Source organism: Streptomyces sp. NPDC052023, assembly GCF_044548465.1.
In the GTDB taxonomy this organism is placed as follows: domain Bacteria; phylum Actinomycetota; class Actinomycetes; order Streptomycetales; family Streptomycetaceae; genus Streptomyces.
This window is the reverse complement of the sequence record NZ_JBIUBW010000011.1, coordinates 135,331-160,929: the sequence shown is the minus strand read 5'-3', so window position 1 is coordinate 160,929 and position 25,599 is coordinate 135,331. Positions and strand designations below refer to the sequence as shown.

Below are 25,599 nucleotides of genomic sequence, written 5' to 3'. Positions count from 1 at the left end.
CCCCTCGGAGTGAAGGCCGCCAACTCGCCCGTATGCAGCCGGAATTGCGGCCCTACGCTCACCACGGAACGCACTCGCGGCATGCGCCAGAGGCATAACCCCCCGGCCGCAGAATTGTGGAGGAACCTGGTGGCCGTGGATCTCTCCTTCTACACGTCATCCCTCTCACAGGAACTCCTGGCCGAAGGCGAAACGCGCCGTGCCTCGGAGGACGTCCTGGACGTCCTGGACGTGCGCGGTATCGATGTCCCCGAAGAGGTCCGCCGGCGCATCACCGACTGCGCCGACCCCGAGGTCCTCCGCCGCTGGCACCGGCGCGCGGTGACCGCGCCCTCGGCGGAGGCCATCTTCGTGGACGAGCAACCCTGACATCGGCGCCAGGGGCCCGGGACATCGACATCGCACGACCCGACGTGTCGCGCGAGCGAGCCGGGGCGGCCAAGTCGTGGAGCCCTACGAATGCCCCAGTTCCGCCGCCGCCTCGTCGGAGACGTCCGGTACCGAGCCGGAGTCCCGCGCCGGTCGCAGCGGGAACGGGTCCACCCGCGTCTCGTCGATCACCGGCGGGGCCGGCTGGGGCGGCTTCGGCATGACCGCGGCCTCGGAGTGCCCGCCGCAGCCGTAGGCCAGCGACACCACCCGTCCGTCGGCCGGGGAGAACTCGTTCGCGCAGACCCCGAAGGCCTGTCCCAGCGACCCCCCGATCGGCGCCAGGAAGCCACACGTCACGCACGCCGCGGGGGCCGCCTGGGCCATCGGGGTCTTCGGCCCGAACGACTCCTCCCAGCGGTCGGCCGCCACATGCAGGCCGTACCGCGACAGCACCCGGGCGCGCCGCATGCCCAGTTCCTCCGCGACGGCCGCGATGGAGCCCCGGGTCGGCACCGCCGGCAGGCTGGCCGGCGGTCCCGCGGTGACCTCCGCGTCCTCGGCCTCGACCAGTTCCGCCATGTCCTCGGAGACCGCGGAACTCGGCAGCGGCGTCTCCTCGCCGATCCAGCCCGGCTCCAGCCGCAGATCCTCGGCGTCCGTGGGCAGCAGATCGCCGGGCCCCATGTCCCCGGGCCGCAGCCGCTCGCTCCACGGCACCCATTCCGGCGCCAGCAGCGCGTCCGGGCCGGGCAGCAGCACGACCTCGTCCAGCGTCACGACCTTCGCGCGCGAGGCCCGCGCCACGGTCACGGCCCAGCGCCAGCCGCGGTACCCCAGTTCCTTGCACTCGAAGAAGTGCGTGACAACGCGGTCGCCCTCGGAGACCACCTCGGCGTGCTCCCCGACGACCCCGGGCGCGGCGGCCTCCTCGGCCGCGGCCCGTGCTAGGTCGACGGCCTCGGCGCACAGGCGGTCGGGGGTGCGGCTTCGCGTTGTCGCTGCGCTCACAGGTATCGCTTCTCTCCTACGCCGTCTCTCGGTGCGCCAGCCTGAAGGCGACGAGGCGGACGGAGCGGACCTGGGGACCGCGTCGACGTCCGCGCCCTGTCGCGCTCGGGCGCACCTGTGTCATCCATTCTGCGGGATGGCCGAGAGGCGCGCGGCCGAGAACGTTCGCCACGGCGCGCTACGCACGCTACCCCTTCGGCGCCGCTGGGCCTACACCGACGGGACATGATCGCCACTAAGTGCGCGTCCATACGCGCCGGAACCGCACTACTGACGCCCATCTCAGGGCACTATGAACGTCGTGGCAACCGCAAGGTCGCCCCAGGGCGCCACCGGAACCGGCGGCGTCAAGGGGAACAACCGAGGCGGCGGAGCGGGCCGTACGGGCGGCCGGCTCCGCTCGTTCACCCGTGCCCTGCACTTCCCGGTGACCGGCACCGCCCGCGGTATCCGCAAGGCCACCCACGCGCACGGCGCCGGCGAGTCGGGCCTCGGCAAACTGATCGAACTGCACGCCGTGAACGGCGCGGGCGACGTCATGATCACCATCGCCCTCGCCTCCACCGTCTTCTTCTCCGTCCCCACCGACGAGGCGCGCGGCCGCGTCGCCCTCTACCTCGCGATCACGATGGCGCCGTTCACCCTTCTCGCCCCCGTGATCGGCCCCCTGCTCGACCGGGTGCCGCACGGCAGGCGCGCGGCGATGGCGGGGGCGATGCTGGCCCGGGCGCTGCTCGCGCTGGTGCTGTCCGGCGCGGTGATCACCGGCGGTATCGAGCTCTACCCGGCGGCACTCGGCGTGCTGGTCGCGTCCAAGGCGTACGGCGTGGTCAGAAGCGCGGTCGTGCCCCGGCTGCTGCCACCGCGCTTCTCCCTGGTGAAGGCCAATTCCCGGGTCACCCTCGGCGGCCTGCTCGCCACCGGCGTGGCCGCGCCCGTCGGCGCCGGACTCCAGGCGCTCGGCCCACGCTGGCCGCTGTACGGCGCCTTCGTGATCTTCGTCGCCGGAACGGTTCTCTCCTTCACCCTGCCGCACAAGGTCGACTCGGCCAAGGGCGAGGACACGGCGCTGCTCGCGGCGGACGAGGCCCATCTGCACGGCCCGCACCGCAAGCCGCTCAAGCGCCCGGGACTGCGCACGGTCGGCATCGCGGTCACACACGCCCTCGCGGTCAACGCGGCGATCCGCTGTCTGGCCGGGTTCCTGATCTTCTTCCTGGCGTTCCTGCTCCGTGAGCATCCGCTGGCCGGGCAGAGCGCGGCGGTCTCGCTGGGCATGGTGGCCGTCGCCGCCGGCGTGGGCAACGCGCTGGGCACGGCGGTCGGAGCGTGGCTGAAGTCGCGGGCGCCGGAGGTGATCATCGTGACCGTCGTCGCGATCGAGCTGGCGGTCGCGGTCACGGCGGCACTGTTCTTCAGCGCGTTCCTGGTGGCCTGCCTCGCGGCCGTCGCCGGATTCGCGCAGGCGCTGGCCAAGCTGTCACTGGACGCGCTGATCCAGCGGGACGTGCCGGAGCTGGTGCGCACCTCGGCGTTCGCGCGCTCGGAGACGTTGCTCCAGATGGCCTGGGTGCTCGGCGGCGCGATCGGCATCGCCCTGCCGCTGAACGGCACCCTGGGCATGACGGTGGCCGCCGCCGTACTGGCCGCCGGCTGGCTGACCACCGTCCGCGGCCTGCTCGGCTCCGCCCGCCACGGGGGCCGCACCCGCCCGCGAGTGGCCTAACCACCGGCACGCCCCGTACCCCGCATGGGGAGGGGGCTGGACGTGCCCGATAGCCTTCGACCATGACCATGCAATCCGCTGTGCGACGCCGCCGCGCCGTCGCCGCCGCCGGCGCCGTTTCCGCCGGACTGCTCGTCCTGTCGGCCTGCGACAAGCCGTCGCCGATGTCGACGATCACCGTCGGCAGCTCTTCGCTCAGCGCCGAGGCCACCTGCGGAGGTGAGGGCGACGTCCTCAAGCCCGCGGATCTCACCAAGTGCCTGCAGGACGAGGACATCAAGTCGATCAGCGTCGGCCAGGACGAGACCGTCCGCTTCGGCGTCGACCCCGAGGTCGCCGACGAACGCTGGACGATCCTCTTGAACGGTCAGCCCCTGACCGACGACAGCGACAAGACCTACCGCACGATCCCGGGCAACGCGTTCTTCAACGCCCAGTACGGTGCCCAAGGCGACTCGACCCTGGTCTCCATCAAGGCGGGCGACGGCAAGAAGGACAGCCAGGCGGTCACCGGCCTGTGGTCCTTCAAGCTCAAGAAGGAAAACTGACCACGTCTCGCGCACAGTCCACCCCACACGTCCTCGTGGCCACCGCCGTCCCCGCCGAACGGGACGCGGTGGCACGGGCGTTCCCGGGCCCCGCCACGGAGGTCCCGCTGCCCGGCGCGGACCCCCTGCACCGCCTCCCGGCCGGCCCCGACCTGCTCGCCGCCGGTGTCGGCCCCGCCCTGGCCGCCGCCCGCACGGCGACCGCGCTCACCGCCGCCGCACTGCGCGGCAGCCCCTACGCCCTGGTCCTCTCGGCCGGCATCGCGGGCGGCTTCGCTCCCGGGGCGCCCGTCGGCTCGCTCGTCGTCGCCGACGAGATCACCGCCGCCGACCTGGGCGCCGAGACCGGCGAAGGCTTCCTCCCGGTCACCGAACTGGGCTTCGGCACCGTCACCCACCGTCCGCCACAAGCACTCGTACGGGACGCCGCGACCGCCACCGGAGCCCGCCCCGGCACGGTTCTCACCGTCTCCACCGTGACCGGCACCGCCGCCCGCGCAGCCGCCCTGCGCGAGAGCCACCCCCGTGCCCTCGCCGAGGCCATGGAGGGCTTCGGCGTCGCGGAGGCCGCCGCCGCGCACGGCACGCCCGTCCTGGAGCTGCGCGCTATCTCCAACCCGGTGGGCCCGCGTGACCGCGCCGCCTGGCGGATCGGTGAGGCGCTCGCCGCACTCACGGACGCCTTCGGGAAGCTGGCCCCCGTACTGGAGAGTTGGAAACCGGCATGAGCCGACTGCACATCGCGTACTCGCCCTGCCCCAACGACACCTTCGTCTTCGACGCCCTCGCCCACGGCCGCGTCCCCGGCGCGCCCGGCCTCGACGTGACCTTCGCGGACATCGACATCACCAACGGCATGGCCGAGCGCGGCGAGTCGGACGTGCTGAAGGTGTCGTACGCCGTGCTGCCCTACGTCCTTCGCACCTACACCCTGCTGCCGTGCGGCGGCGCGCTGGGCCGGGGCTGCGGCCCGCTGGTGCTGACCCGGGAGCCGGGCACCGACCTGACCGGCCGGACGGTCGCGGTGCCGAGCGAGACGTCGACGGCATATCTGCTGTTCCGGCTGTGGGCCGCCGACACTCTGCCCGGCGGGGTCGGCGAGATCGTCGTCATGCCGTTCCACGAGATCATGCCGGCGGTGCGGGACGGGAAGGTGGACGCGGGCCTGGTCATCCATGAGGCGCGGTTCACCTACCAGAACTACGGCCTGCACAGGCTCGCCGACATGGGCGGGCACTGGGAGGACACCACCGGGCTGCCGATCCCGCTGGGCGCGATCATCGCCAAGCGGTCACTGGGGACCCGGACGCTGACCCGGCTCGCCGAGGCCGTCCGCACATCCGTGCACATGGCCTGGGAGGATCCCGAGGCGTCCCGTCCGTACGTCATGGCACACGCCCAGGAGATGGACCCGGCCGTCGCGGACCAGCACATCGGGCTCTACGTCAACGAGTTCACCGCCGGTCTCGGCGAGGACGGCTATGCGGCCGTACGCGGTCTGCTCACACGTGCGGCGGCCGAGGGGCTGGTGCCGCCCCTCGGCCCGGATGCGCTGGATTTCCCGTAGAGCGGGTCTAGACGTCGAGCTGATCGGCGACCGCGCGGAGCAGACCGGCGATCTGCTTGCCGGAGGTCTTGTCGGGGTAACGGCCCTTTTCCAGCATCGGCGTGATGTTCTCCAGGAGCGTGGTCAGGTCCTGGACGATGGAGGCCAGTTCGTCCGGCTTCTTGCGCTGGGCGGCGGCGAGCGACGGGGTCGGGTCCAGGATCGTGACCGAGAGCGCCTGGTCGCCACGCTGACCGGCGACCACCCCGAACTCCACGCGCTGACCCGGCTTGAGGGTCTCGACTCCGGCGGGGAGAACCGAGGAATGGACGAAGACGTCACCGCCGTCGTCACGGGAGAGAAAGCCGAAGCCCTTCTCGCTGTTGAACCACTTGACCTTGCCGGTAGGCACGTCTGTCCTCGTCCTCGTACTCGTCGGAAAACTGCTTCTGAAACGGCTCTTGATAGCACTTGGGCGGGTCGTCCATGACCCGCCGGTACCAAGGCTAATGGTCTTCAGGCCGGTGACAAGACGTCGCCCGGTTGTTCCTTCGCGCTGGGAACTACCCTGGTCGGGTGCGTGACAAAACCCAACCGAATTCCGCCGGGCCCGGTGACCGACTGATCCGTGCCGGTGCCGTCGTCTTCCTCGTCGGAGCCGTGGCCACTCTGGTCACGGTGGCTCCGCTGTTCCTCGGTACGACGCCTTTTCCGACGTACATGTTCGGATTGAGCATGCTCATGGGCGCCGGCTTCCTCATCGCCGGGGCGGGGATGCTCCGGGCGATCGCGGCGGGCCGGCGTCAGGCGCGCGGCGCGTCGAGATAGGCCGAAAGCCATTCCGGGAACTCGCCCAGGCCGGTGAGTACGGCGTCGGCGCCCGCCAGCCGCAGCTCCTCGGCGTCACAGGGGCCGGTCGCCACCGTCACCGACAGCGCGCCAGCCGCGCGGGCGCCACGGACGTCGCCGGTGTGGTCGCCGACGTAGACGCCCGCGCCGTGCTCACGCAGCGCCGCCGCCTTCGCCTCCGCCCACAGGTCGCCGACCACCGCGTCGGGCTCGATGCCGAGGTGGGCGAGGTGCAGCTTGGCGTTGGGCTCGAACTTGGCGGTGACCACGACCGTGCGCCCACCGGCGGCCCGGACCGCCGCCATCGCCTCGTGCGCGCCGGGCATGGCAGGGGTCGCGGCGATCGCGATGTCCGGGTACATCGACCGGTAGACGCCGGCGATCGCGGGGATCTCGTCCGCCGGGAACCAGTGCCGCAGTTCCTGCTCCAGCGGCGGCCCCAGCCGGGTGATCGCGAGATCGGCGTCGATGTACGTCCCCGTCCGCTCGGCCAGCGCCGTGTAGCAGGCGTGGATGCCGGGGCGGGAGTCGATGAGCGTCATGTCGAGATCGAAGCCGACGGTGAGCGGGCGCGAGGTCATGCCCGCCATTGTGCCGACCGAAGACACGGCCAGATGAACGGGGTGTGAGGGAGCCCCCCGACCCGTCGCCCCCCCAGGGGCGCGGGGAACTGCGCGACCAGCCCCACGAACCCGCACCCCACCACGACCCGCACCACGCACACCCCCAGGGCGCGGGGAACTGCGCGACCAGCCACGATGGCGCCGCACCCGACCACGCACCACCGCACCCCACCCCCCAGGGGCGCGGGGAACTGCGCGACCAGCCCCCACGAACCCGCACCCCCGCAACGGCCACCGCGCCCCCGCTCACCCCTTCCTCTGTGACCGCCACACCAGGAACAGCGCCGACGCCACCGCCGCACCCCGCAGCACCCAGGGCCAGGTCCCGGACAGGGCGTCGTGCATCTGCCCGTCGGCGATCGGGGCGCCCCAGCGGCCGTCGAGTCGGCCCCACAGCCAGCCGAAACCGACGGCCACCGCGGCGCCGGGCAGGATCATCACCGCCCACTTCATCTCCCACCTGGTCAGCCGGCGGGAGGCGTACGCGATCAGCCAGCCGACGGCGAGCGGGAGCAGGTTGCCGAGTACGGCCCCGGCGGCCAGGAGGGCGGCGGCGAGCAACAGGAGGGGGTTGTTCCAGTTCCCGGGTGACGGCCTGAGACGGCGACGCGCCGGGGCCTGACCGGCACCGGACTCCACGTCCGCCTCCGCGGCGGCGTCCGACGTCTCCGGCGCGCCCGGCGCGGGCTCGGCCCCCTTCTGCTCCACCGGCGGCTTGAGCAGCTCGGGGATCTCCACGCCACCGACGAACCCCGGCACGCTGTCGCCGACCCCGAAGGGGCTGCTGTCCACTCGCCACCAGTCGGGCCGGGTGGCGTCGTCGCCGAGTTCGTGCTCGCCCGCGCGGTGCGGCGGAGCGGGCGCGTCGGCGGGCGGCACCGGCGTCTGCGGACCGGCGGGCCGGGGCGGCGGCACGACCCTGCGCAGCCCCCTGCCCCTCGGCTGCGCCTCCCTCTCCGGCGTCTTTCGCGGTTCGGGCACGGCGGCGCCCGGCGTCTGCACCGACCCGCCGCTCCCACCGTCGCCGGCCGCGGCGACCACCTCGTCCGGGTCGCCGATGCGGGAGAGGATGCGGCGGACGGCGGCGGGGCTGTCGACGACGGACCTGGCGCGGCGCCGGCCGATCTCGTCGCGCAGCTGGGAGACCAGGCGCATACGGGTGGCGGAGGGCAGCTGACGCTGCTGAGCCACGTCACCGACGCGGCTCAGATACTCGTAGACGACCTTGTCGCTCTCGATCCCCACGCTGTCCCCTCCGGGGCGGGTGTGCCGGTTTCGCCGTATCGCACGACGTTAGCGCAGGGCGGCGCACCCGACGCCCGGTCAGGCCCGCCCCGCCACACTGCCGACCCGCTACCGTGGACCGGATGAGCACCGAGGAGAAGCCGGCGGCCCCGCGTTCCCTCGCGGAGGCGCTTCGCGCGCGGGACGACGACTCGCTGTCCGCGCTTCTGCGCGCCCGGCCCGATCTCGTCACGCCCGTCCCCACCGACCTCACGCAGCTCGCCACCCGTGCCGGCACGCGTGCCTCGGTGGTCCGCGCCCTGGAGCGGCTGGACCGCTTCGCCCTCCAGACGGCCGAGGCGCTGGCCGTGGCGGCCGACCCGGCGACGTACGGGGAACTGCTCGGGCTCATGGCCGGTGACGACGGCGACCCCCTCGTCACCGCCGCCCTGCCGCGCGCCCTCGGCACCCTGTGCGAGCAGGCCCTCGTCTGGGGTCCCGACGACCGGCTGCGCCTGGTGCGCACCGCACGGGAGCTGCTCGCGCCGACGCCTCAGCATCCGTCACCGACCGGGCTGGGCCCGACCGTCCAGGAGGCGACGGCGGGGATGTCGCCCGGCCGGATCCAGGAGCTCGTCACGGCCGCCGGACTGCCCTCCACGCACGACGCGGTCTCCGCGACGGCCGCCCTCGCCGCCCTGTTCGGCGATCGCACCCGGATGTCCGCGCTGCTCGACGAGGCTCCGGCCGACTCGGTGGCTGTGCTGGAGCGGCTCGTGTGGGGGCCGCCGTACGGCCAGGTCACCGCCGATCCGGCGCCCCGGCTGCGCTGGCTGCTGGACCGCGGGCTGCTGCTGCCGACGGCGCCCGGCACGGTCGTACTCCCCCGCGAGGTCGCCCTGCACCTGCGGGGCGGCCTGGCGCACCGCGCGCCGGAGCCGGTGGCGCCGCCCGTCGAGGTGGCGGCCACCCATCGTCCACAGGTTGTGGACACCACGGCGGCCGGGCAGGCGTACACGACGCTGGCGACCGTCGAGGAGCTGCTGAAGGACTGGGACGAAGGCGGCCCGGCGGTGCTGCGGGCGGGCGGGCTCAGCGTCCGCGACCTGAAGCGGACCGCCGTCGCGCTCGACGTGTCCGAACCCGTCGCCGCGTTCTGGGTCGAGCTCGCCTACGCGGCGGGCCTGATCGCCTCCGACGGCGAGGCCGACGAGCGGTACGCGGCGACCCCGGCCTACGACGAGTGGCTGGAGCAGCCCGCGGCCGAGCGCTGGGCCCGGCTCGCGCAGACCTGGCTGACGGCGACCCGGACGGCCGGGCTGGTGGGCGGCCGGGACGCCAAGGACCGCGCGCTGGCCGCCCTGGGCCCGGGACTCGACAGGTCGGCCGCCCCTGAGGTCCGGCACCGGGTGCTGGGCCTGCTGGCGGAGTTGCCGGAGGGGGCGGCGCCGACGGGCGAGTCGGTGCTGGCACGGCTGCGGTGGGAACGGCCGCTGCGACGGGACCCGCAGCGGGACGGCCCGCGGGACACCGGCCCCGACGCCGACCTGCGGGTGCGGCTCGCCCGGTGGGCGCTCTCCGAGGCCGAGTTGCTCGGTGTGACCGGGCGGGGGGCGCTCTCGGCGCAGGGGCGTGCTCTGGTGGGTGCCCACGCCCCGGCGCACGCGCCCGACGAGGAGCCCGAAGGCCCCGGCGACAAGCTCCCCGTCCACCACCGCCCCGCTCCTCCCCTCGAACCCCTCACCCCAGCCGAACAGTCCGTCGCCTCCGCCACGGCCGCCCGGCTGCTCGCGCCGCTGCTGCCCGAGCCGCTGGACCACGTCCTGCTCCAGGCCGATCTGACGGCGGTGGCGCCGGGCCCGTTGCAGCGGCACCTCGCCGACACGCTGGACGTGCTCGCCGACGTGGAGTCCAAGGGCGGCGCGACCGTCTACCGCTTCACGCCCGCCTCCGTACGCCGCGCCCTGGACGCCGGCCGGGCCGCCTCCGACCTGCACGCCTTCCTCACCGAGCACTCCCGTACCCCGGTCCCGCAGCCGCTGGCGTACCTCATCGACGACGTGGCCCGCAGACACGGGCATCTGCGCGTGGGCGCCGCCTCGGCGTACGTGCGCTGCGACGACGACGCGATGCTGGGCGAGATCCTCGCCGACAAGCGGTCCGCCGGACTGCGGCTGCGCCGCCTGGCGCCGACCGTGCTGGCCGCGCAGGCCGATCCGGCCGCCCTGCTGGAGGGGCTGCGCGCGATGGGCTTCGCGCCCGCCGCCGAGTCCGCCGAGGGCGACGTGCTGATCACGCGCGCGCACGCTCGCCGTACCTCACCGCGCACCCCGCCCGAGCCGGTGCCGGAGGGCCCGCCCACGCCCGACGCCACGCTCCTGACCGCCGCCATCCGCGCGATCCGGGCGGGCGACCTGGCCTCGACGACGCCACGGAAGGTCCCGGCGCCCACCGCCGCGGGCGGCGGCCTGCCGCGCACCGGGTCCGCCGAGACCCTCGCCACCATGCAGGCCGCGGTCCTGACCGGCCAGGCCCTGTGGATCGGGTACGTCAACGCCGAGGGCGCCGCCAGTCAGCGGGTGATCGCGCCGGTGCGGGTGGAGGGCGGCTTCGTGACGGCGTACGACCACACCGCCGACGAGGTCCGCACCTACCCGCTGCACCGGATCACGGGCGTGGCCGAGCTGGCGGACGAGTAGCCGCCGCCCGCCTCACCTCTTCGGGCGTACCGCGGGATTCATGCGCGCCACGCCGGACACTTCCCACCCATGAGGGAGCTTGGGGAACGTCCCGCATCGCCGTGCCGTGGGCCGGGCAGCCAACGGAAGTCCTGATCATGCCCGGGCCGCCCGTCCAGGGACCCGGGCGAGCACAGCCGAAAGGAAACCCCCCATGCGAGCTGCCCGTCGTGTCGCCGCCGTGCTGTCCGCCACCGCCGTGATGCTCGGCGCCCTCACCACCCAGGCCGCCGCCATCGCCATCGACGTGGCCGGACTGGTCCTGGAGACGCCGCAGATCTGACGCCCGCGTGTTCCTCGGGCCGGTCCCCGCGTCCCGGGTCCGGCCCGCCCCTACGGACCCCCTGAAAGGCCCTCACGTCCCCATGCGTTCCAAGCTCCCCGTCAGTGCCCGGTCCGCCGTCGCCGTCTCCGCCGCCGCGCTGGTGACCGCGGCCGCCCTCGTGGCGGCGCTCGCGCCCGAGGCCTCGGCGGCACCGGCCGCGCCGCTGCCCCTGCCGATCGCGCAGCCCGGAGGCGAACCGCTCGTCAACATCGACGGGCACGTCTTCGCCCAGCCGCTGATCAACAACCTCACCCTGCCCACTCCGAGGTAGCCCGGCGCAACCGGTAGCTGTCCCCCTCCAGGCGCACGATCTCGGCGTGGTGGGCCAGCCGGTCCACCATCGCCGGGGCGGCGGGGCCGCCGAACACCTCGTCCCACCGCGCCGGTGGGCGGTCGCCGGTCACGATCAGCGAGCCGCGCTCGTAGCGGTGCGCGACCAGCCGGAAGAAGAGCTGCGAGGTGGCGGTGTCGAAGGGCAGATAGCCGACCTCGTCGACGATCAGCAGGGCGTAGCCGTCGAGGTGGCGCAGCTCGTCCACGAGCCTGCCGTCGCTCTGTGCCGCCGCCAGCCGGGCCGCCCACTCGCCCGCGGTCGCGAACAGCACCCGGTGCCCCGCCTGGCAGGCGCGCACCCCGAGGCCGACGGCCAGGTGCGTCTTGCCGGTGCCGGGCGGCCCGGTGAAGACGACGTTGCGCCGGGCGGTGACGAAGTCCAGCTTGCCCAGCCGGGCCACCGCTTCCCGGTCGAAGGACCGCAGATGCTCGGCGTCGAAGTCCTCCAGCAGCTTCCGGGCGGGGAACCCGGCGGCGCGCAGCCGCTCCTCGGCGCTCGGTGCCTCCTCCCGCTGGGCCGGGATGACGACCCGCTCGGCCCGGCCTTCCTCGGCGGCGTGGTGCTGCGAGGGCTGGGGCGCGCTGTGGTGAGCCCGCTCGGCCTGCGCCGCCATCGGCCCCGACATGTACGCCAGGATCGCCGCCGACACGATGAACGCCATGTGGATCACCGTCCCCCACAGCAGGGAGTGCCGGGAGGTGTGGTGGACATCCACGAACATCTGGAGCAGATGCACCGACGAGATGCCGACGATGGCCGTGGCCAGCTTGACCTTCAGCACGTTGGAGTTGACGTGCGAGAGCCATTCCGGCTGGTCACGGTGGCCCTGGAGGCCGATGCGCGACACGAAGGTCTCGTAGCCGCCGACGATCACCATGATGAGCAGGTTCGCGATCATGACGACGTCGACGAGCTTGAGCACGGCGAGCATGACGTAGGTCTCTGTCGCCGCCCCGGTCACGCACCGGAGAATTAAGGTCCAGAGCTCGTTGAAGAACTTGTAGACGTACACCCCCTGGGCGGCCACGAGGCCGAAGTACAGGGGAGCCTGCAGCCAGCGCGTGGCGAACAGCGCGTAGCCGAGAGTCGTGGACGGCGGGGACGGGGCACTGGTGATGTCCTGCACGCCGTGCACAACGATCAGGCACACTGGACGTTTGGCCCGCGCGGAAGGAATGTAAGTACGTGAACGGTCCACTCATCGTCCAGTCCGACAAGACCCTCCTGCTGGAGGTCGACCACGAGCGTGCCGACGACTGCCGCCGGGTGATCGCGCCGTTCGCGGAACTGGAGCGGGCACCGGAGCACATCCACACCTACCGGGTGACGCCGCTCGGGCTGTGGAACGCGCGCGCCGCGGGGCACGACGCGGAGCAGGTGGTGGACGCGCTGGTGCAGTACAGCCGCTACCCGGTGCCGCACGCCCTGCTCGTGGACATCGCCGAGACCATGGACCGCTACGGGCGGCTGACGCTGAGCAAGCACCCGGCGCACGGCCTGGTGCTGACCAGCACCGACCGGCCGGTCCTGGAGGAGGTGCTGCGCTCCAAGCGGATCGCGCCGCTGGTGGGCGCCCGCATCGACCCGGACACCGTGGCCGTGCACCCCTCCGAGCGCGGGCAGATCAAGCAGGTGCTGCTGAAGCTGGGCTGGCCGGCCGAGGACCTCGCCGGGTACGTCGACGGCGAGGCGCACCCGATCGAGCTGGACGAGGACGGCTGGGCACTGCGGCCGTACCAGAAGCAGGCCGTCGAGAACTTCTGGCACGGCGGGTCCGGGGTCGTCGTCCTGCCCTGCGGTGCCGGCAAGACGCTGGTCGGCGCCGGGTCCATGGCGCAGGCGAAGTCGACGACGCTGATCCTCGTGACCAACACGGTCTCGGCCCGGCAGTGGAAGCACGAGCTGGTGAAGCGGACCTCGCTGACCGAGGAGGAGATCGGCGAGTACAGCGGCACGAAGAAGGAGATCCGGCCGGTCACCATCGCCACCTACCAGGTGCTGACGACCAGACGGAAGGGCGTCTACCCGCACCTGGAGCTGTTCGACTCCCGGGACTGGGGGCTGATCGTCTACGACGAGGTCCACCTGCTGCCGGCGCCGGTCTTCAAGTTCACGGCCGACCTCCAGGCGCGGCGGCGGCTGGGGCTGACCGCGACGCTGGTGCGCGAGGACGGCCGGGAGTCCGACGTGTTCTCGCTGATCGGGCCGAAGCGGTTCGACGCCCCGTGGAAGGAGATCGAGGCGCAGGGCTACATCGCGCCCGCGGACTGCGTGGAGGTCCGGGTCAACCTCACCGACTCCGAGCGGCTGGCGTACGCGACGGCGGAGCCCGAGGAGAAGTACCGCTTCTGCTCGACGACCGAGACCAAGCGCAAGGTGACCGAGGCGATCGTGCGCCGGTTCGCCGGACAGCAGATCCTCGTCATCGGGCAGTACATCGACCAGCTCGACGAGCTCGGGGAGCATCTCGGCGCGCCGGTGATCAAGGGCGAGACGTCCAACGCCCAGCGCGAGAAGCTCTTCGACGCCTTCCGCGAGGGCGAGATCAGCGTGCTGGTCGTCTCCAAGGTCGCCAACTTCTCCATCGACCTGCCGGAGGCGACCGTCGCCATCCAGGTCTCCGGGACGTTCGGATCGCGGCAGGAGGAGGCGCAGCGGCTGGGTCGTGTACTGCGCCCGAAGGCCGACGGCCACCAGGCGCACTTCTACTCCGTCGTCGCCCGCGACACGATCGACCAGGACTTCGCGGCCCACCGCCAGCGGTTCCTGGCGGAACAGGGCTACGCGTACCGGATCGTGGACGCGGACGAGTTGCTGACCGAGAGCTGACGCCCCAGCAGTGTGCGCAGGGCCGCCGCGGTCAGTGCCGCCAGGCCCAGGAGCGGGTAGGGCGAGGCCAGCGGCTGCTGCCACCAGGGGAGCTGCAGATCCAGGTCGCCCTGATGGGGGACGAGCCACATGGTGCGCGCAGTGAAGAGGAACGTCACGGCGAGCGCCAGCCAGGCGCGGCCGTCCGCCAGCAGTACGGCGATGACGGGGACGCACCAGACCCAGTGGTGGGACCAGCTGATCGGAGAGACCAGCAGCGCGGTCACGGCCGTCATGAGCAGGGCGTGGCGGTCGCCCGGCGTGCGGCGGATCAGCCACAGGGCGCCGGCCACGACGGCCAGGGCGGCCGCCACCCAGGCGGGGCCCGGCGCCGGGTCGCCCAGGGCACGGGCGAACAGGCCCTGGAGCGACTGGTTGTCGATGATCCACGGCTTGCCCACCCGGTCGGTCTCGTACAGCCGGCGCAGCCAGAAGTCCGCGCTGGCGGCAGGCAGGGCCAGCGCGCCGAGGGCGACGGTCGCCGCGAACGCGGCCGTGGCGACGGCGGCCTCACGGCGGCGGCCGCGCAGCAGCAGGTACGCGATGAAGACGGCCGGCGTGAGCTTGACACCGGCCGCGATGCCCACGGCAAGGCCCTTGGCGGGGGCGCCGGGCGGGCGGGTGAGGTCCCACAGGACCAGGCAGGCGAGGGCGAGGTTGATCTGGCCGTAGAGGAGGGTCTGGAAGACCGGCTCCAGCCACAGGGCGAGGGCGGTGATCGCGCAGAGGGCGGGCAGGCGCAGCGGGCGGCCCGCCAGACGGGCGGAGAGGTGCACCAGGAAGCCGGTGAGCCACGTGTTGGCCGCGAGGAACCCGGCCTTGAGGACCGCGACCGGGACACAGGCGGCGGGGGTGAACAGGAGTGCGGCGAAGGGGGGATAGGTGGCGGGGAGATGCCACCGGGTGACGGTGAAGCCGTACAGGTCCTGGCCGTGCAGTACGGCCGCGCCCTCGGCCCGGTACACCAGGGCGTCGGCCATGGCCGGGCGTTGCACGACGCACAGGACGGCGAAGGCCGCAACGGAGACGGCCAGGAGTGTCGCGGGTGCTGCCGAGCGTGATCGTCTCGTCACCCCGTGACACTAGACGCTCACTTGCGGCGGACGCCCGCCTCCTCGCCGTACTCGCCGAGGATGACCACATCGAAGGCGGCACCGGCGAACACCCGCACGGCCCGCAGGGCTTCGCCGAGACGGTGCCGATGGCTGCCGGTGAGGGCCGTGGCTCCGGAGGGGCGGTGCGGGGCGGGGGCCGGGGTGAAGGTCGCTGCACTCATGTGTCCATGGTGGATTTCGCACCGTGCAGGCGGCATCGGTCTCGGGACCGAACCTCGGTGACCCGGGGTAGCCCCTGAGAGGGAGCGGTGGGCCTGAGGGGGGAGGAGCCAGGAGAGCGCGTCCCCTAGGGGGCCGTAGGGCGGGGACGGGCCCGCGGGGCGGACCGCGTGCGGGCGGGCGGGCGGATATTCGGTGGCCCGCCCTGTGCCGCTCACCTAGAATCTCCGCTCTTGCCCGCCTCCCTCGGGGAGCGCCGCCGCCCGGCCGGAAACCGGGGGCATCCCGCACCGCCACCCCTGGCCCCCCGGAGGCACCGCCGTGTCCACGCCCGCCGACGATCCGCTCGCCCGTGAGCGCTCCCACCTCGCCGCGTCCCGTGCCGCGCTGCGGGCGATGCGGGAGGACGTGGAGTCGCTCGACATCGGCGACGTCACCGCGAACTGGGTCAACGCCCAGATCCTGGAACGCCAGATCGGCGAGCGCATCAAGGCCCTCGCCGACCTCAGCGACACCCCGCTGTTCTTCGGCCGCCTGGACTATCTGCACGCTCCGGGCGCGGAGCGGGCCGAGCGCGCGGGCGGGGAACGCCCGCGGCCGGAGGAGGCCTATCGGACACTGCACATCGGGCGTCGGCATGTGCACGACGCGGACGGCGACCCCATGGTCATCGACTGGCGGGCGCCGGTCTCGCAGCCGTTCTACCGGGCCTCCAAGAAGGACCCGATGGACATCGGACTGCGCCGCCGGTTCGGTTACACCGGCGGGGAGCTGACGGCCTACGAGGACGAGCACCTGTCCGACCCGGCCGAGGCGGCACGGGCCAGCAGGCTGCTCCAGCAGGAGATCGAGCGCCCCCGAGTCGGCCCGATGCGCGACATCGTCGCCACGATCCAGCCGGAGCAGGACGAGATCGTGCGCAGCGGGCTGGGCGGCTCGGTGTGCGTCCAGGGCGGCCCCGGCACCGGAAAGACCGCCGTCGGCCTGCATCGCGTGGCCTACCTGCTCTACGCCCATCGCGACCGGCTGGCCCGCACCGGCACCCTCGTGATCGGCCCGAACCGCTCCTTCCTCCACTACATCGAGCAGGTGCTGCCGGCACTGGGCGAGTTGACGGTCCGGCAGGCGACGGTCGACGACCTGGTGGCGCATGTGGAGGTACGCGGCACGGACGACGCGGCGGCGGCGCTCGTCAAGGGGGACGCGAGGATGGCGGAGGTCGTCCGCCGGGCGCTGTACGCGCAGGTGACGATGCCCGCGGAGCCGGTCGTCGTGGTGCGCGGCGCACGGCGGTGGCGGGTGCCGGCGTACGAAGTCGAGGAGATGGTGCGGGAGTTGCTGGACCGGGGCATCCGGTACGGCGCCGCCCGCGAGGCCCTGCCGCAGCGGATCGCGCATGCCGTGCTGGTGCAGATGGAGCGGTCGGGTGAGGCGCCCGACGACCGGGTGCAGGACGCCGTGGCCCGCGACAGCGCCGTGAAGGCGGCGGTCAAGGCGATCTGGCCGGCCGTGGACCCGGCGAAGCTCGTGCTGCGGCTGCTGACCGACGCGGGCTTCCTCGCCGAGCACGCGGAGGGCGTGCTCAGTGAGGACGAGCAGAAGACGATCCTGTCGGCGAAACCGGCGCGGTCGGTGAAGTCGGCGAAGTGGTCGGCGGCGGACGCGGTGCTGATCGACGAGGCGAAGGACCTGATCGACCGCACGCCGTCCCTGGGCCATGTCGTCCTCGACGAGGCGCAGGACCTGTCGCCCATGCAGTACCGGGCGGTCGGCCGCCGCTGCACCACCGGGTCCGCGACGGTCCTCGGCGACCTGGCGCAGGGCACCACACCGTGGGCGACACGCAGCTGGCAGGAGGCACTGGCCCACCTGGGCAAGGACGACGCGGTGGTCGAGGAGCTGACGGCCGGTTTCCGTGTCCCGGCGGACGTCATCGCGTACGCCTCGCGTCTGCTGCCGCACATCGCGCCCGGGCTGACGCCGGTGGCGTCGGTGCGGGAGAACCCCGGCGAGTTCCAGGTGCGCCGGGTCGCGGGCGACACGGACGTGGTGGCGGCCTGCGCCGAATCACTCACCCACGAGGGCTCGATCGGCCTGATCGCCGCGGACGCCCGCGTCCCCGCGCTCGCGGAGGCGCTCGGCTCGGCCGGCATCGGCCATCTGGCCCCCGGCGAGGAGACGTCGCGGGAGACCCGGCTGACCCTGGTCCCGGCCTCCCTGGCCAAGGGCCTGGAGTACGACTACGTCGTCCTGGACGAGCCCCAGGCCGTCGTCGACGGCGAGCCGGACGAACGGACGGGACTGCGCCGCCTGTACGTGGCACTGACACGGGCGGTGTCCGGCCTGACGGTGACACACACGGCCCCCCTCCCGGCCCAGCTCACCTGACACCACACGGGCCGCCGTGCCTCCCGACGCCCGCCCGGCGGTTGGCGTCACGGGGTCGGCCCACCCGGCCTCCCCGGCCCGGCTCACCCGACGCCGCGCGGATAGCCGCTGCCGCCCGGCCCAGCTCACCTGACACCACACGGGCCGCCTTGCCGCCCGGCGGGTCGTCGCTCGGGCTTCCGGGCGGCTGGCGGCACGGCGGGGGGCGGGCGGCGACGGGCAGGGGCCGAGCGCGGGAGCTGCCGGTCAGGCTCCCTGGGGGGTGCCGTCCAGCACGGCCCGCCACTCGGCGACCGCCGGCGCCGACACCGGCTCCTGCCAGCCCCCCGGCCGCGCCGCCCCGCCGATGTGGAACGCGTCGGCCCCGGCGGCCACCAGTTGCGGCACGTGCTCCAGGCGCAGGCCGCCGCCCACCAGGATCTGCTGCTCGTACCCCGGCTCGCCGCGCCGCCCCGCCTCGGCGAGCAGCACCGGCAGTCCCTCGTCCACGCCTCCGGCCGCCCCGGCCGTGAGATAGGTGTCCAGGCCGGGCATACCGTCCAGCGACTTGCGCAGCGCGTCCCGGTCGGCCGCCCGGTCGATGGCCCGGTGGAAGGTCCACCGGCACCCGGCCAGCGCGCCGGCCACGCTTTCCACCGCGTCGAGGTCCACCCCGCCGTGCGCGTCGAGGAACCCGAGCACGAACTCCTCGGCCCCGGCCTCCCGCATCCGCCCGGCCACCTCGACGAGCCGCCGCACCTCACCGGCCGCGAACCCGTCCGCCAGTCGCAGCATCACGCGCAGCGGAATGTCGACGGCGGCCCGGATCGCGACGAAGGTCTCGACGGACGGCGTGAGCCCGTCCGCCGCCATGTCGGTGACCAGTTCGAGGCGATCCGCGCCTCCGGCCTGGGCGGCGATCGCGTCCTCGGCGTCGAGGGCGATCACCTCCAGGACTGCACGCGTGCTCATGGCACCCCTTTCTTGGGCATTCCCCGAAGCGGCTACAGGTCTAGTCCAATATCAGGGTACGCCCGCGGGGAACGAGCCCGCGAGACCGCGTCGCGCCCCCACCGGGGCCCAGCGCCGCGCCGGTCAGCCGATGATGTTCAGCTCCCCCACCTGCACGCCCGCCAGCTCGAACCCGGCCGCGTCCACCGAGCGCCCCGAGTACAGCCGCACGAGCGTCGACGCGTCGCCGATGTACCGCCCCGGCGGCCGGTCCCCGCTCGCGTCACCGAGCCTCAGCGGCTCGTCCATGTCGTCGAGGTCGGCGTGCAGCGCCACGTGCCCCCGCTCCCGCGTGATCCGGACCAGCAGTTCGAGCGCGTACGGCAGTCCCTTCCCGGCGTACGCCCCCGGCTCCCCGAGCGCCGCGCGCACGTCCCCCGCGTGCACCCACGCGCCCAGCGCGAGCCCGTCCAGCGCGCCGCCCGCCTCGGCGATCACGGGCCCCGCCCCGGTCATCCCGCGCTCCAGCTCGTCGACGATCTGCGCGTTCGTCCATCCGGCGCGCTCCGCGATGTGGCGGACGTTGGACTCGGGCGAGAACACGCCCTCCTCGAACCGCCCCTCCACCGCCCGCAGGAGCGCCGACGAACAGTGCGCCAGCACGTCCCGCACCGTCCACCCCGGACAGGCGTCGGCGGGCCTGGCGAAGTCCGCGTCCGCCCGCTCCCGCAACCACGGGATCAGCTGATCCCGCTCCACCACCAGCAGCCGTCCCGGCAGTTCCGGGTCCCGTACCTCGCCGTGCATGTCAGCTGAAGTCATGCACCCACGCTAGGCGCAGAATTGACGGCATGCCCGAACCCCGCACGCTTCGCGTCCGCTTCCGTCAGGCGCTGGAAGCCGCCCGGGCCCCCGAGGGCGGCCCCGATCCGGTTCCGTACGCCGACAATCTGATCACCCGCTGGCAGGAGCCGCAGCGGCACTACCACACGTTGACCCACCTCACGGCGGTGCTCGACCACATCGACGTGCTGGAGGAGTACGCCGACGCCCCCGATCTCGTCCGCCTCGCCGCCTGGTTCCACGACGCGGTCTACCTCCCGGACCGCTCCGAGAACGAGGAACGGTCCGCCCGGCTGGCCGAACGCGCGCTCGCCGAGGCGGGTGTGCCCGAGGCGAGGACCGCCGAAGTCGCCCGTCTGGTCCGCCTCACCGCGGGCCACGCGCCCGCCGACGACGACCGCAACGGCCAGGTCCTGTGCGACGCCGACCTCGCGATCCTCGCCTCGCCGCCGTCGGCGTACGCCGCCTACACGGCCGCCGTCCGCGAGGAGTACGGCTTCGTCCCCTCCGAGGCCTTCCGCGCGGGCCGGTCCGCCGTCCTGCGCGACCTGCTCGCCCTGCCGCGCCTCTACCGCACCCCCTACGGCGCGGAGCACTGGGAGGCGACCGCCCGCTACAACGTCACCTCCGAGCTGGAAATCCTGTCGTCCTGAGGACCTTTCGTCACCTACCCTGCGCCGCATGGCAGACACGGGTGGGGACATGGTTCAGCAGGCCGTCACGAGCGCCGTCGCGGTGCTGGGGACGGTCACGGACCGCGACTGGCGAGAGGTCGACGCGGGCAGAACGGCGTGGAGTTGCCGCCGGACGGCCGAGCACGTCGCGAGCTGCCTGCTGGCGTACGCGGGGCAGCTCGCCGGACGCGCACGGGACGCGTACGTGCCCTTCGAGATCACGCTCGACGGCGAAGGCGGCCTCGACCCGGCCGGCAACGACGGCGTGCTCCACGTCCTGGAGACGACGGGCGCGTTGCTCACCGCGGCGATCCGCACCACGCCCCGTGAGGTGCGCGCCTTCCACCCGTACCCCTTCCGCAGCGCGGGCCGCGAGGGCTTCGCGGCGATGGGCGTCGCGGAGGTGCTGCTCCACACCCACGACATCGCCGAGGGCCTCGGCCTCGCCTACGAACCACCGGCCGGTCTGTGCACCTACGTCCTCGGCACGATCTTCCCGCACGTCCAGCCCGCCGCCGACCCCTGGCGCACCCTCCTGTGGGCCACCGGCCGCGGCGATCTCCCGGGCCGCGCCCCGGTCACGGACTGGCGCTGGTGCAACAACCTCGTCATCCCCGCCGGCCGCCTCACCCTGGAGGGCGTCACCCCGCGCGCCGCCGCCGACCTCGCCACGGGCGGCGACGGCGGGTTCGAGTGGGTCGAGGGCGGCCCCTTCGAGGGCACGCGCGAGGCCGCCGGGATGACGGTGAAGGCGTACGAGTCGGGCGTGCACCGCCCGGAGTTCGGCCTCTACGTCCTGGTGCGGCACGAGGACGGCCGGGCGATCGGTGGCATGGGCTTCCACGGCGCGCCCGGCGAGGACGCCCGCGCCGAGATCGGCTACGACCTCACCGAGCCGGCCCGCGGCCAGGGCTACGCCACCGAGGCCCTGCGCGCCCTCGCGGACTGGGCCCTGGCCCGGGAGGACGTACGGTCCCTGTTCGCGACGGTGGAACGGGACAACGCACGGTCCCAGGGGGTGCTGGAACGGACCGGATTCACCCGGGTGAGCGCGGACGACGAGGACCAGGTCGCCTACGAGCTGCGGCAGCCGTGAGTCCCCGGGCGGCTGCCTACCGCCCCTTCGGCCTGCGCAACCCCGCCCCCTGCAACAGCCGCACCACCTCCCGGCTGCTCACCTCCACCGCTCCCGCGTCGACCGCGTCGGCGTAGCGGTGGGACGGGATGTCGTAGTGGTCCCGCTCGAAGGCACGGCGGGGGACGCCGAGACCCTCGGCAAACGTGTGCAGCTCGTCGTACGAGACGTCGCTCACCAGGTGGGACCACATACGGCCGTGGCCGGGCCAGGTCGGCGGGTCGATGTAGACGGTCACGACGGAGACGGCTCGCCCGGGCACGACGCGAGCGAGCCGACCGCCGCGACCTTCACGCCGGCCTTGTGGCACACCCAGTGCGGATCGGGTCCGAGCTCCGGTTCGACGTCCAGGGCGTGCGGGTCGCCGGAGCCGCAGACCGGGCAGAGGGGCCAGCGGCCGTAGCGGTCGAGCAGGGCGTCCTGCACGTCCTGGGCGATCAGGCCGGCGACGTACTCCGCGCCGTCCGGCCACTGTTCCACCCACCAGCGCCGCTGGACGACCGACTCCTCGACCAGCGAGACGACGTCCGCCTCGGCGACCTGGCTCGCGACCAGGTCGGCGAGCACGAGGGCGCGGGCAGCGTGCAGCGCCTGCTCCAAGGGGCTGATGGGATCCATGCCCCTATTGTGCGCACTCTTGACCGCGACGCCGAGCCGAAAATATCTTTCACCTGTGACCCGTGAAGTGAAGGAAACTTTCGGCAACGGCACCCGGACCGGACCGGCCCCGGCATCCGGGCCCGGCCCGGCGCCCCGCACGAGTCCGCCCGCGCCCGCCGCCCTCGCCGCCAAAGTGCGCACACTCGCCCCGTCGATGACCCGCTCCATGCAGCGCGTCGCCGAGGCGGTGGCGAACGACCCGGCCGGCTGCGCGGCCCTCACGGTCACCGGCCTCGCCGAGCTCACCGGCACCAGCGAGGCGACCGTCGTGCGCACCGCCCGCCTCCTCGGCTACCCCGGCTACCGCGACCTGCGCCTCGCACTCGCCGGCCTGGCCGCACAGCAGCAGTCGGGGCGCGCACCCGCCATCACGACCGACATCGCGGTCGACGACCCGATCGCCGACGTCGTCGCCAAGCTCGCCTACGACGAGCAGCAGACCCTCGCCGACACGGCGGCCGGACTCGACACCGCCCAGCTCGGCGCGGCGGTCACCGCGCTCGCCGCCGCCCGGCGCACCGACGTGTACGGCTTCGGCGCGTCCGGTCTGGTCGCGCAGGACCTCACGCAGAAGCTGCTGCGCATAGGGCTCATAGCCCACGCGCACAGTGATCCGCACCTCGCCGTGACCAACGCCGTGCAGCTGCGCGCGGGTGATGTCGCCATCGCGATCACCCACTCGGGGTCGACGACCGACGTCGTCGAGCCGCTGCGCGTGGCCTTCGAACGCGGGGCCACGACGGTGGCGATCACCGGCCGCCCGGACGGGCCCGTCGCGCAGTACGCCGACCACGTCCTGACGACGTCCACGGCCCGGGAGAGCGAGCTGCGGCCCGCGGCGATGTCCTCCCGGACCAGTCAACTGCTGGTGGTGGACTGCCTGTTCGTGGGGGTGGCGCAGCGGACGTACGAGTCGGCGGCGCCGTCGCTGGCCGCCTCGTACGAGGCGCTGGCGCATCGGCATCGCAGTGACCGAGGCAGGCCGTAGGGCTTGCCGCCGTGATGTGTCCGCGGGCCGTCCGTGGCTGGTCGCGCAGTTCCCCGCGCCCCTTGGCCGACGTGACCTGAACCCATATTGGAAAGAGCCGCTTGTCATGACTTCCATGTCCGAGCCCCAGGATCTGCAGGCCCAGCTGGAGACCCTGACCACCGAGGCGTTCCGCCCGGAGCTGTCGGAGATCGACCGGCTGCCCACCCTGGAGATCGCCCAGCTGATGAACGGCGAGGACGCTCTCGTGCCCGCCGCCGTCGCCCGGTGCCTGCCCCAGATCGCCGCGGCGATCGACGCCGTCGCCGCCCGGATGGCCCGCGGCGGCCGGCTCGTCTACGCCGGCGCCGGTACCGCGGGCCGCCTCGGCGTGCTGGACGCCTCCGAGTGCCCGCCCACCTTCAACACCGACCCCACCCGGGTCGTGGGCCTGATCGCGGGCGGCCCCGCGGCCATGGTCACCTCCGTCGAGGGCGCCGAGGACTCGGGGGAGCTGGCGCGGCAGGACCTGGACGCGATGCGGCTCACCCCCGACGACAGCGTGGTCGGCGTCTCCGCCTCCGGCCGCACCCCGTACGCCGTCGCCGCCGTCGAGCACGCCCGCGCGCACGGCGCGCTGACCGTCGGCCTGGCCTGCAACGCGCACAGCGCCCTCGCGGCCGCCGCCGACCACGGCATCGAGATCGTCGCCGGCCCCGAGCTGCTCACCGGCTCCACCCGCCTGAAGGCGGGCACGGCTCAGAAGCTGGTCCTCAACATGCTGTCGACGATCACGATGATCCGGCTGGGCAAGACGTACGGGAACCTGATGGTCGACGTACGCGCCTCGAACGAGAAGCTGCGCGCGAGGTCCCGCCGTATCGTCGCCCTGGCCACGGGCGCGTCGGACAAGGAGATCGAGCAGGCCCTGGCCGCCACCGACGGCGAGGTCAAGGCGGCCATCCTGACGATCGCCGGCGGGGTGGACGGCGGCACCGCCGCCCGCCTTCTGGAGGAGTCCGGCGGCCATCTGCGCGCGGCACTCGGGGCGGCGGCCCGCTGACCCGCACCCTCGGGTCATGCGCACTGACCCTGCCGAAGCCGCCGCCGCGATCCTGTCGGGAGTCGGCGGCCCCGCCAACGTCACCTCCGTCGCCCACTGCATGACCCGCCTCCGCCTGGGCCTGGCCGACCCGGCCCGGGTGCGGGAGGAGGCGCTGCGAGCGGTCCCGGGCGTGCTGGGGGTGGTCGTGGACGGGGACGCGTACCAGGTGGTGCTGGGGCCCGGCGTGGTGGCCCGGGTCACGGGCGAGTTCGAGGCGCTGGTGGGCGGACGGGCGCCGGCGGACTGCGAGGCACGGACCGGCGGGCGGGCACCGCAGGAGGGCGGCACGTCGACGGCCGGGCAACTGGCGGCGCAGGGCGCCGCGTTGAAAGAGGCGCAGCGGCGGCGCAACGCGACTCCCGTCAAGCTGGCACTGCGCCGGGTGGCGAACATCTTCGTCCCGCTCATCCCCGCCCTGATCGGCTGCGGCATCCTCGCGGGATGCAACGGCCTGCTGGTCAACGCCGGTTGGCTGCCCGCGATCACCCCCGCGCTCACCGGTGTCGCCTCCGCCTTCATGACCCTGATCGCGGTGTTCGTCGGTCACAACACGGCGAAGGAGTTCGGCGGCACGCCGGTGCTCGGCGGCGCCGTCGCGGCGATCGTGGTGTATCCGGGGGTGGTGAAGGTGACGGCGTTCGGCGTCGCGCTCTCCCCCGGCCAGGGCGGAGTGCTGGGCGCACTGGCGGCGGCGCTGCTCGGGACGTACATCGAGAAGTGGTGCCGCGGCCGGATCCCGCCGGCCCTGGACGTGCTGCTCACCCCCACCCTGACGATCCTGCTCGCCGGCCTGGCGACGCTGTACGGCCTCATGTTCGTGGCCGGCGCCCTGTCGACGGCGATCGGCACCGCCGCGAACTGGCTCCTCGCCACCACCGGGGCCCTGGCCGGCCTGGTCCTGGGCGGCCTGTTCCTCCCGCTCGTCATGCTGGGCCTGCACCAGGCCCTGATCCCCATCCACGCCACCCTCATCGAGCAGCAGGGCCACACCGTCCTCCTGCCCCTGCTGGCCATGGCGGGCGCGGGTCAGGTGGGCGCGGCGGTCGCGGTGTACGTCCGGCTGCGCCACGACACCTCCCTGCGTACGACCATCAGGTCCGCGCTGCCGGCCGGGCTGCTCGGGGTGGGCGAGCCGTTGATCTACGGCGTCTCCCTCCCTCTCGGCCGCCCGTTCCTCACGGCCTGCGTGGGCGGCGCGGCGGGCGGCGCCTTCGTCGGCCTGTTCGCGATGCTCGGCGACCCGGTGGGGGCGACGGCGATCGGGCCCTCGGGGTGGGCGCTGTTTCCGCTGCTGGCGGGGCGTGGGGGGATGGCCACGTCGCTGGCCGTCTACGGGGGCGGGCTGCTCACGGGCTATGTCGTGGGCTTCCTGGCGACGTACGCGGTGGGCCTGACGTCCGCTTCCACCGGGGCGCCCGGCAGCGGCCGTCCCAACGGCCTTGGTCCGCGGCAGGATTGAGCC

27 protein-coding genes are annotated in these 25,599 nt (G+C 73.6%); 16 read left to right on the top strand and 11 right to left on the bottom strand.

Features of this window, described 5'->3' with window-relative positions; all coding sequences use genetic code 11:
* Positions 1 to 129: 129 nt before the first annotated feature.
* Positions 130 to 369, top strand: coding sequence for a hypothetical protein (locus tag ACIHCM_RS22730; RefSeq protein WP_399898580.1), 240 nt, complete (start codon positions 130 to 132; stop codon positions 367 to 369).
* A gap of 84 nt (positions 370 to 453) precedes the next feature.
* On the opposite strand, the gene ACIHCM_RS22725 is transcribed toward ACIHCM_RS22730, so the two are convergent.
* Positions 454 to 1,380, bottom strand: coding sequence for a DUF3027 domain-containing protein (locus tag ACIHCM_RS22725; protein WP_399898578.1), 927 nt, complete (start codon positions 1,378 to 1,380; stop codon positions 454 to 456).
* Between the two features lie 301 nt (positions 1,381 to 1,681).
* Here ACIHCM_RS22725 and ACIHCM_RS22720 point away from each other — a divergent pair, with 301 nt between their 5' ends.
* The 4 genes from ACIHCM_RS22720 to ACIHCM_RS22705 all read left to right on the top strand — a co-directional run bounded on the left by ACIHCM_RS22720 (position 1,682) and on the right by ACIHCM_RS22705 (position 5,221).
* Complete coding sequence (locus tag ACIHCM_RS22720) at positions 1,682 to 3,106, top strand: MFS transporter (protein ID WP_399898576.1); 1,425 nt, start codon at positions 1,682 to 1,684, stop codon at positions 3,104 to 3,106.
* An 80-nt stretch (positions 3,107 to 3,186) separates the two neighbouring features.
* The gene (locus ACIHCM_RS22715; RefSeq protein ID WP_399898809.1) at positions 3,187 to 3,654 is read left to right on the top strand and encodes a DUF2771 domain-containing protein; all 468 of its coding nucleotides are present in this window, start codon (positions 3,187 to 3,189) and stop codon (positions 3,652 to 3,654) included.
* A 35-nt stretch (positions 3,655 to 3,689) separates the two neighbouring features.
* The gene (locus tag ACIHCM_RS22710; RefSeq protein ID WP_399898574.1) at positions 3,690 to 4,382 is read left to right on the top strand and encodes a futalosine hydrolase; all 693 of its coding nucleotides are present in this window, start codon (positions 3,690 to 3,692) and stop codon (positions 4,380 to 4,382) included.
* On the top strand, positions 4,379 to 5,221 hold the full coding sequence (locus ACIHCM_RS22705; RefSeq protein ID WP_399898572.1) for a 1,4-dihydroxy-6-naphthoate synthase: 843 nt from the start codon (positions 4,379 to 4,381) through the stop codon (positions 5,219 to 5,221). Before ACIHCM_RS22710 ends, ACIHCM_RS22705 begins: the two co-directional genes overlap by 4 nt.
* Positions 5,222 to 5,228: 7 nt before the next feature.
* Here the strand turns inward: ACIHCM_RS22705 and ACIHCM_RS22700 are convergent, their stop codons facing one another.
* Positions 5,229 to 5,612: a cold-shock protein gene (locus ACIHCM_RS22700; protein ID WP_399898570.1), complete on the bottom strand. Its 384-nt coding sequence runs from the start codon at positions 5,610 to 5,612 to the stop codon at positions 5,229 to 5,231.
* A 164-nt stretch (positions 5,613 to 5,776) separates the two neighbouring features.
* Between ACIHCM_RS22700 and ACIHCM_RS22695 the strand changes: the two genes are divergently transcribed.
* The gene (locus tag ACIHCM_RS22695) at positions 5,777 to 6,028 is read left to right on the top strand and encodes a hypothetical protein (RefSeq protein ID WP_399898568.1); all 252 of its coding nucleotides are present in this window, start codon (positions 5,777 to 5,779) and stop codon (positions 6,026 to 6,028) included.
* Here the strand turns inward: ACIHCM_RS22695 and ACIHCM_RS22690 are convergent.
* Positions 6,004 to 6,639 (bottom strand): HAD family hydrolase, encoded by a 636-nt coding sequence (locus tag ACIHCM_RS22690; protein WP_399898567.1) that lies wholly within the window; start codon positions 6,637 to 6,639, stop codon positions 6,004 to 6,006. The two genes, ACIHCM_RS22695 and ACIHCM_RS22690, sit on opposite strands and share 25 nt — an antisense overlap.
* Positions 6,640 to 6,918: 279 nt before the next feature.
* Complete coding sequence (locus ACIHCM_RS22685) at positions 6,919 to 7,917, bottom strand: hypothetical protein (RefSeq protein WP_399898565.1); 999 nt, start codon at positions 7,915 to 7,917, stop codon at positions 6,919 to 6,921.
* Positions 7,918 to 8,039: 122 nt separating this feature from the next.
* On the opposite strand from ACIHCM_RS22685, the gene ACIHCM_RS22680 reads away from it, so the two are divergent.
* The 3 genes from ACIHCM_RS22680 to ACIHCM_RS22670 all read left to right on the top strand — a co-directional run bounded on the left by ACIHCM_RS22680 (position 8,040) and on the right by ACIHCM_RS22670 (position 11,230).
* The gene (locus tag ACIHCM_RS22680) at positions 8,040 to 10,595 is read left to right on the top strand and encodes a helicase-associated domain-containing protein (RefSeq protein ID WP_399898564.1); all 2,556 of its coding nucleotides are present in this window, start codon (positions 8,040 to 8,042) and stop codon (positions 10,593 to 10,595) included.
* Positions 10,596 to 10,788: 193 nt separating this feature from the next.
* Positions 10,789 to 10,917, top strand: coding sequence for a hypothetical protein (locus ACIHCM_RS22675; protein WP_399898562.1), 129 nt, complete (start codon positions 10,789 to 10,791; stop codon positions 10,915 to 10,917).
* Positions 10,918 to 10,999: 82 nt separating this feature from the next.
* Positions 11,000 to 11,230, top strand: a complete 231-nt coding sequence (locus tag ACIHCM_RS22670; RefSeq protein ID WP_399898560.1) for a hypothetical protein — start codon at positions 11,000 to 11,002, stop codon at positions 11,228 to 11,230.
* Here ACIHCM_RS22670 and istB read toward each other — a convergent pair.
* Entirely contained in the window at positions 11,208 to 12,419 is a 1,212-nt protein-coding gene (istB, locus tag ACIHCM_RS22665; protein ID WP_399898558.1) for an IS21-like element helper ATPase IstB, read from the bottom strand. The genes ACIHCM_RS22670 and istB overlap by 23 nt on opposite strands.
* A 59-nt stretch (positions 12,420 to 12,478) precedes the next feature.
* Between istB and ACIHCM_RS22660 the strand changes: the two genes are divergently transcribed.
* A complete protein-coding gene (locus tag ACIHCM_RS22660; protein WP_399898556.1) occupies positions 12,479 to 14,122 on the top strand; it encodes a DNA repair helicase XPB in 1,644 nt (547 codons plus the stop codon).
* Here the strand turns inward: ACIHCM_RS22660 and ACIHCM_RS22655 are convergent.
* Together ACIHCM_RS22655 and ACIHCM_RS22650 are read right to left on the bottom strand one after the other, a co-directional pair.
* Positions 14,074 to 15,234, bottom strand: a complete 1,161-nt coding sequence (locus tag ACIHCM_RS22655) for a glycosyltransferase 87 family protein (protein ID WP_399898554.1) — start codon at positions 15,232 to 15,234, stop codon at positions 14,074 to 14,076. The genes ACIHCM_RS22660 and ACIHCM_RS22655 overlap by 49 nt on opposite strands.
* A 17-nt stretch (positions 15,235 to 15,251) precedes the next feature.
* Entirely contained in the window at positions 15,252 to 15,437 is a 186-nt protein-coding gene (locus ACIHCM_RS22650) for a hypothetical protein (protein WP_365451729.1), read from the bottom strand.
* Between the two features lie 319 nt (positions 15,438 to 15,756).
* On the opposite strand from ACIHCM_RS22650, the gene ACIHCM_RS22645 reads away from it, so the two are divergent.
* The gene (locus ACIHCM_RS22645) at positions 15,757 to 17,823 is read left to right on the top strand and encodes a HelD family protein (RefSeq protein WP_399898552.1); all 2,067 of its coding nucleotides are present in this window, start codon (positions 15,757 to 15,759) and stop codon (positions 17,821 to 17,823) included.
* A 246-nt stretch (positions 17,824 to 18,069) separates the two neighbouring features.
* Here the strand turns inward: ACIHCM_RS22645 and ACIHCM_RS22640 are convergent, their stop codons facing one another.
* Entirely contained in the window at positions 18,070 to 18,774 is a 705-nt protein-coding gene (locus tag ACIHCM_RS22640) for a copper homeostasis protein CutC (protein WP_399898550.1), read from the bottom strand.
* A 123-nt stretch (positions 18,775 to 18,897) separates the two neighbouring features.
* A complete protein-coding gene (locus tag ACIHCM_RS22635; protein WP_399898548.1) occupies positions 18,898 to 19,575 on the bottom strand; it encodes a maleylpyruvate isomerase family mycothiol-dependent enzyme in 678 nt (225 codons plus the stop codon).
* Between the two features lie 29 nt (positions 19,576 to 19,604).
* On the opposite strand from ACIHCM_RS22635, the gene ACIHCM_RS22630 reads away from it, so the two are divergent.
* Positions 19,605 to 20,249 (top strand): hypothetical protein, encoded by a 645-nt coding sequence (locus ACIHCM_RS22630; protein WP_399898546.1) that lies wholly within the window; start codon positions 19,605 to 19,607, stop codon positions 20,247 to 20,249.
* A gap of 28 nt (positions 20,250 to 20,277) precedes the next feature.
* Positions 20,278 to 21,366: a GNAT family N-acetyltransferase gene (locus tag ACIHCM_RS22625; protein WP_399898544.1), complete on the top strand. Its 1,089-nt coding sequence runs from the start codon at positions 20,278 to 20,280 to the stop codon at positions 21,364 to 21,366.
* A gap of 16 nt (positions 21,367 to 21,382) precedes the next feature.
* On the opposite strand, the gene ACIHCM_RS22620 is transcribed toward ACIHCM_RS22625, so the two are convergent.
* Complete coding sequence (locus ACIHCM_RS22620) at positions 21,383 to 21,643, bottom strand: DUF4031 domain-containing protein (protein ID WP_399898542.1); 261 nt, start codon at positions 21,641 to 21,643, stop codon at positions 21,383 to 21,385.
* A complete protein-coding gene (locus ACIHCM_RS22615) occupies positions 21,640 to 22,023 on the bottom strand; it encodes a hypothetical protein (RefSeq protein ID WP_399898541.1) in 384 nt (127 codons plus the stop codon). Before ACIHCM_RS22615 ends, ACIHCM_RS22620 begins: the two co-directional genes overlap by 4 nt.
* 55 nt (positions 22,024 to 22,078) lie before the next feature.
* On the opposite strand from ACIHCM_RS22615, the gene ACIHCM_RS22610 reads away from it, so the two are divergent.
* From ACIHCM_RS22610 to ACIHCM_RS22600, 3 genes are all read left to right on the top strand, one after another.
* A complete protein-coding gene (locus ACIHCM_RS22610) occupies positions 22,079 to 23,053 on the top strand; it encodes a MurR/RpiR family transcriptional regulator (RefSeq protein ID WP_399898539.1) in 975 nt (324 codons plus the stop codon).
* 106 nt (positions 23,054 to 23,159) lie between these two features.
* On the top strand, positions 23,160 to 24,095 hold the full coding sequence (gene murQ, locus ACIHCM_RS22605) for an N-acetylmuramic acid 6-phosphate etherase (RefSeq protein ID WP_399898537.1): 936 nt from the start codon (positions 23,160 to 23,162) through the stop codon (positions 24,093 to 24,095).
* Positions 24,096 to 24,111: 16 nt separating this feature from the next.
* Positions 24,112 to 25,596, top strand: a complete 1,485-nt coding sequence (locus ACIHCM_RS22600; protein WP_399898535.1) for a PTS transporter subunit EIIC — start codon at positions 24,112 to 24,114, stop codon at positions 25,594 to 25,596.
* The last annotated feature ends 3 nt before the right edge of the window (positions 25,597 to 25,599 follow it).

What these genes read in the sequence shown, in the direction of transcription:
- ACIHCM_RS22640 (WP_399898550.1), bottom strand. Translation starts at nt 18,774, where the DNA reads ATGAGCACGCGTGCAGTCCTGGAGGTGATCGCCCTCGACGCCGAGGAC.
- ACIHCM_RS22705 (WP_399898572.1), top strand. Translation starts at nt 4,379, where the DNA reads ATGAGCCGACTGCACATCGCGTACTCGCCCTGCCCCAACGACACCTTC.
- ACIHCM_RS22680 (WP_399898564.1), top strand. Translation starts at nt 8,040, where the DNA reads ATGAGCACCGAGGAGAAGCCGGCGGCCCCGCGTTCCCTCGCGGAGGCG.
- ACIHCM_RS22690 (WP_399898567.1), bottom strand. Translation starts at nt 6,639, where the DNA reads ATGGCGGGCATGACCTCGCGCCCGCTCACCGTCGGCTTCGATCTCGAC.
- ACIHCM_RS22600 (WP_399898535.1), top strand. Translation starts at nt 24,112, where the DNA reads ATGCGCACTGACCCTGCCGAAGCCGCCGCCGCGATCCTGTCGGGAGTC.
- ACIHCM_RS22675 (WP_399898562.1), top strand. Translation starts at nt 10,789, where the DNA reads ATGCGAGCTGCCCGTCGTGTCGCCGCCGTGCTGTCCGCCACCGCCGTG.
- murQ (WP_399898537.1), top strand. Translation starts at nt 23,160, where the DNA reads ATGACTTCCATGTCCGAGCCCCAGGATCTGCAGGCCCAGCTGGAGACC.
- ACIHCM_RS22650 (WP_365451729.1), bottom strand. Translation starts at nt 15,437, where the DNA reads ATGAGTGCAGCGACCTTCACCCCGGCCCCCGCCCCGCACCGCCCCTCC.
- ACIHCM_RS22630 (WP_399898546.1), top strand. Translation starts at nt 19,605, where the DNA reads ATGCCCGAACCCCGCACGCTTCGCGTCCGCTTCCGTCAGGCGCTGGAA.
- ACIHCM_RS22625 (WP_399898544.1), top strand. Translation starts at nt 20,278, where the DNA reads ATGGCAGACACGGGTGGGGACATGGTTCAGCAGGCCGTCACGAGCGCC.
- ACIHCM_RS22670 (WP_399898560.1), top strand. Translation starts at nt 11,000, where the DNA reads ATGCGTTCCAAGCTCCCCGTCAGTGCCCGGTCCGCCGTCGCCGTCTCC.
- ACIHCM_RS22615 (WP_399898541.1), bottom strand. Translation starts at nt 22,023, where the DNA reads ATGGATCCCATCAGCCCCTTGGAGCAGGCGCTGCACGCTGCCCGCGCC.
- ACIHCM_RS22635 (WP_399898548.1), bottom strand. Translation starts at nt 19,575, where the DNA reads ATGACTTCAGCTGACATGCACGGCGAGGTACGGGACCCGGAACTGCCG.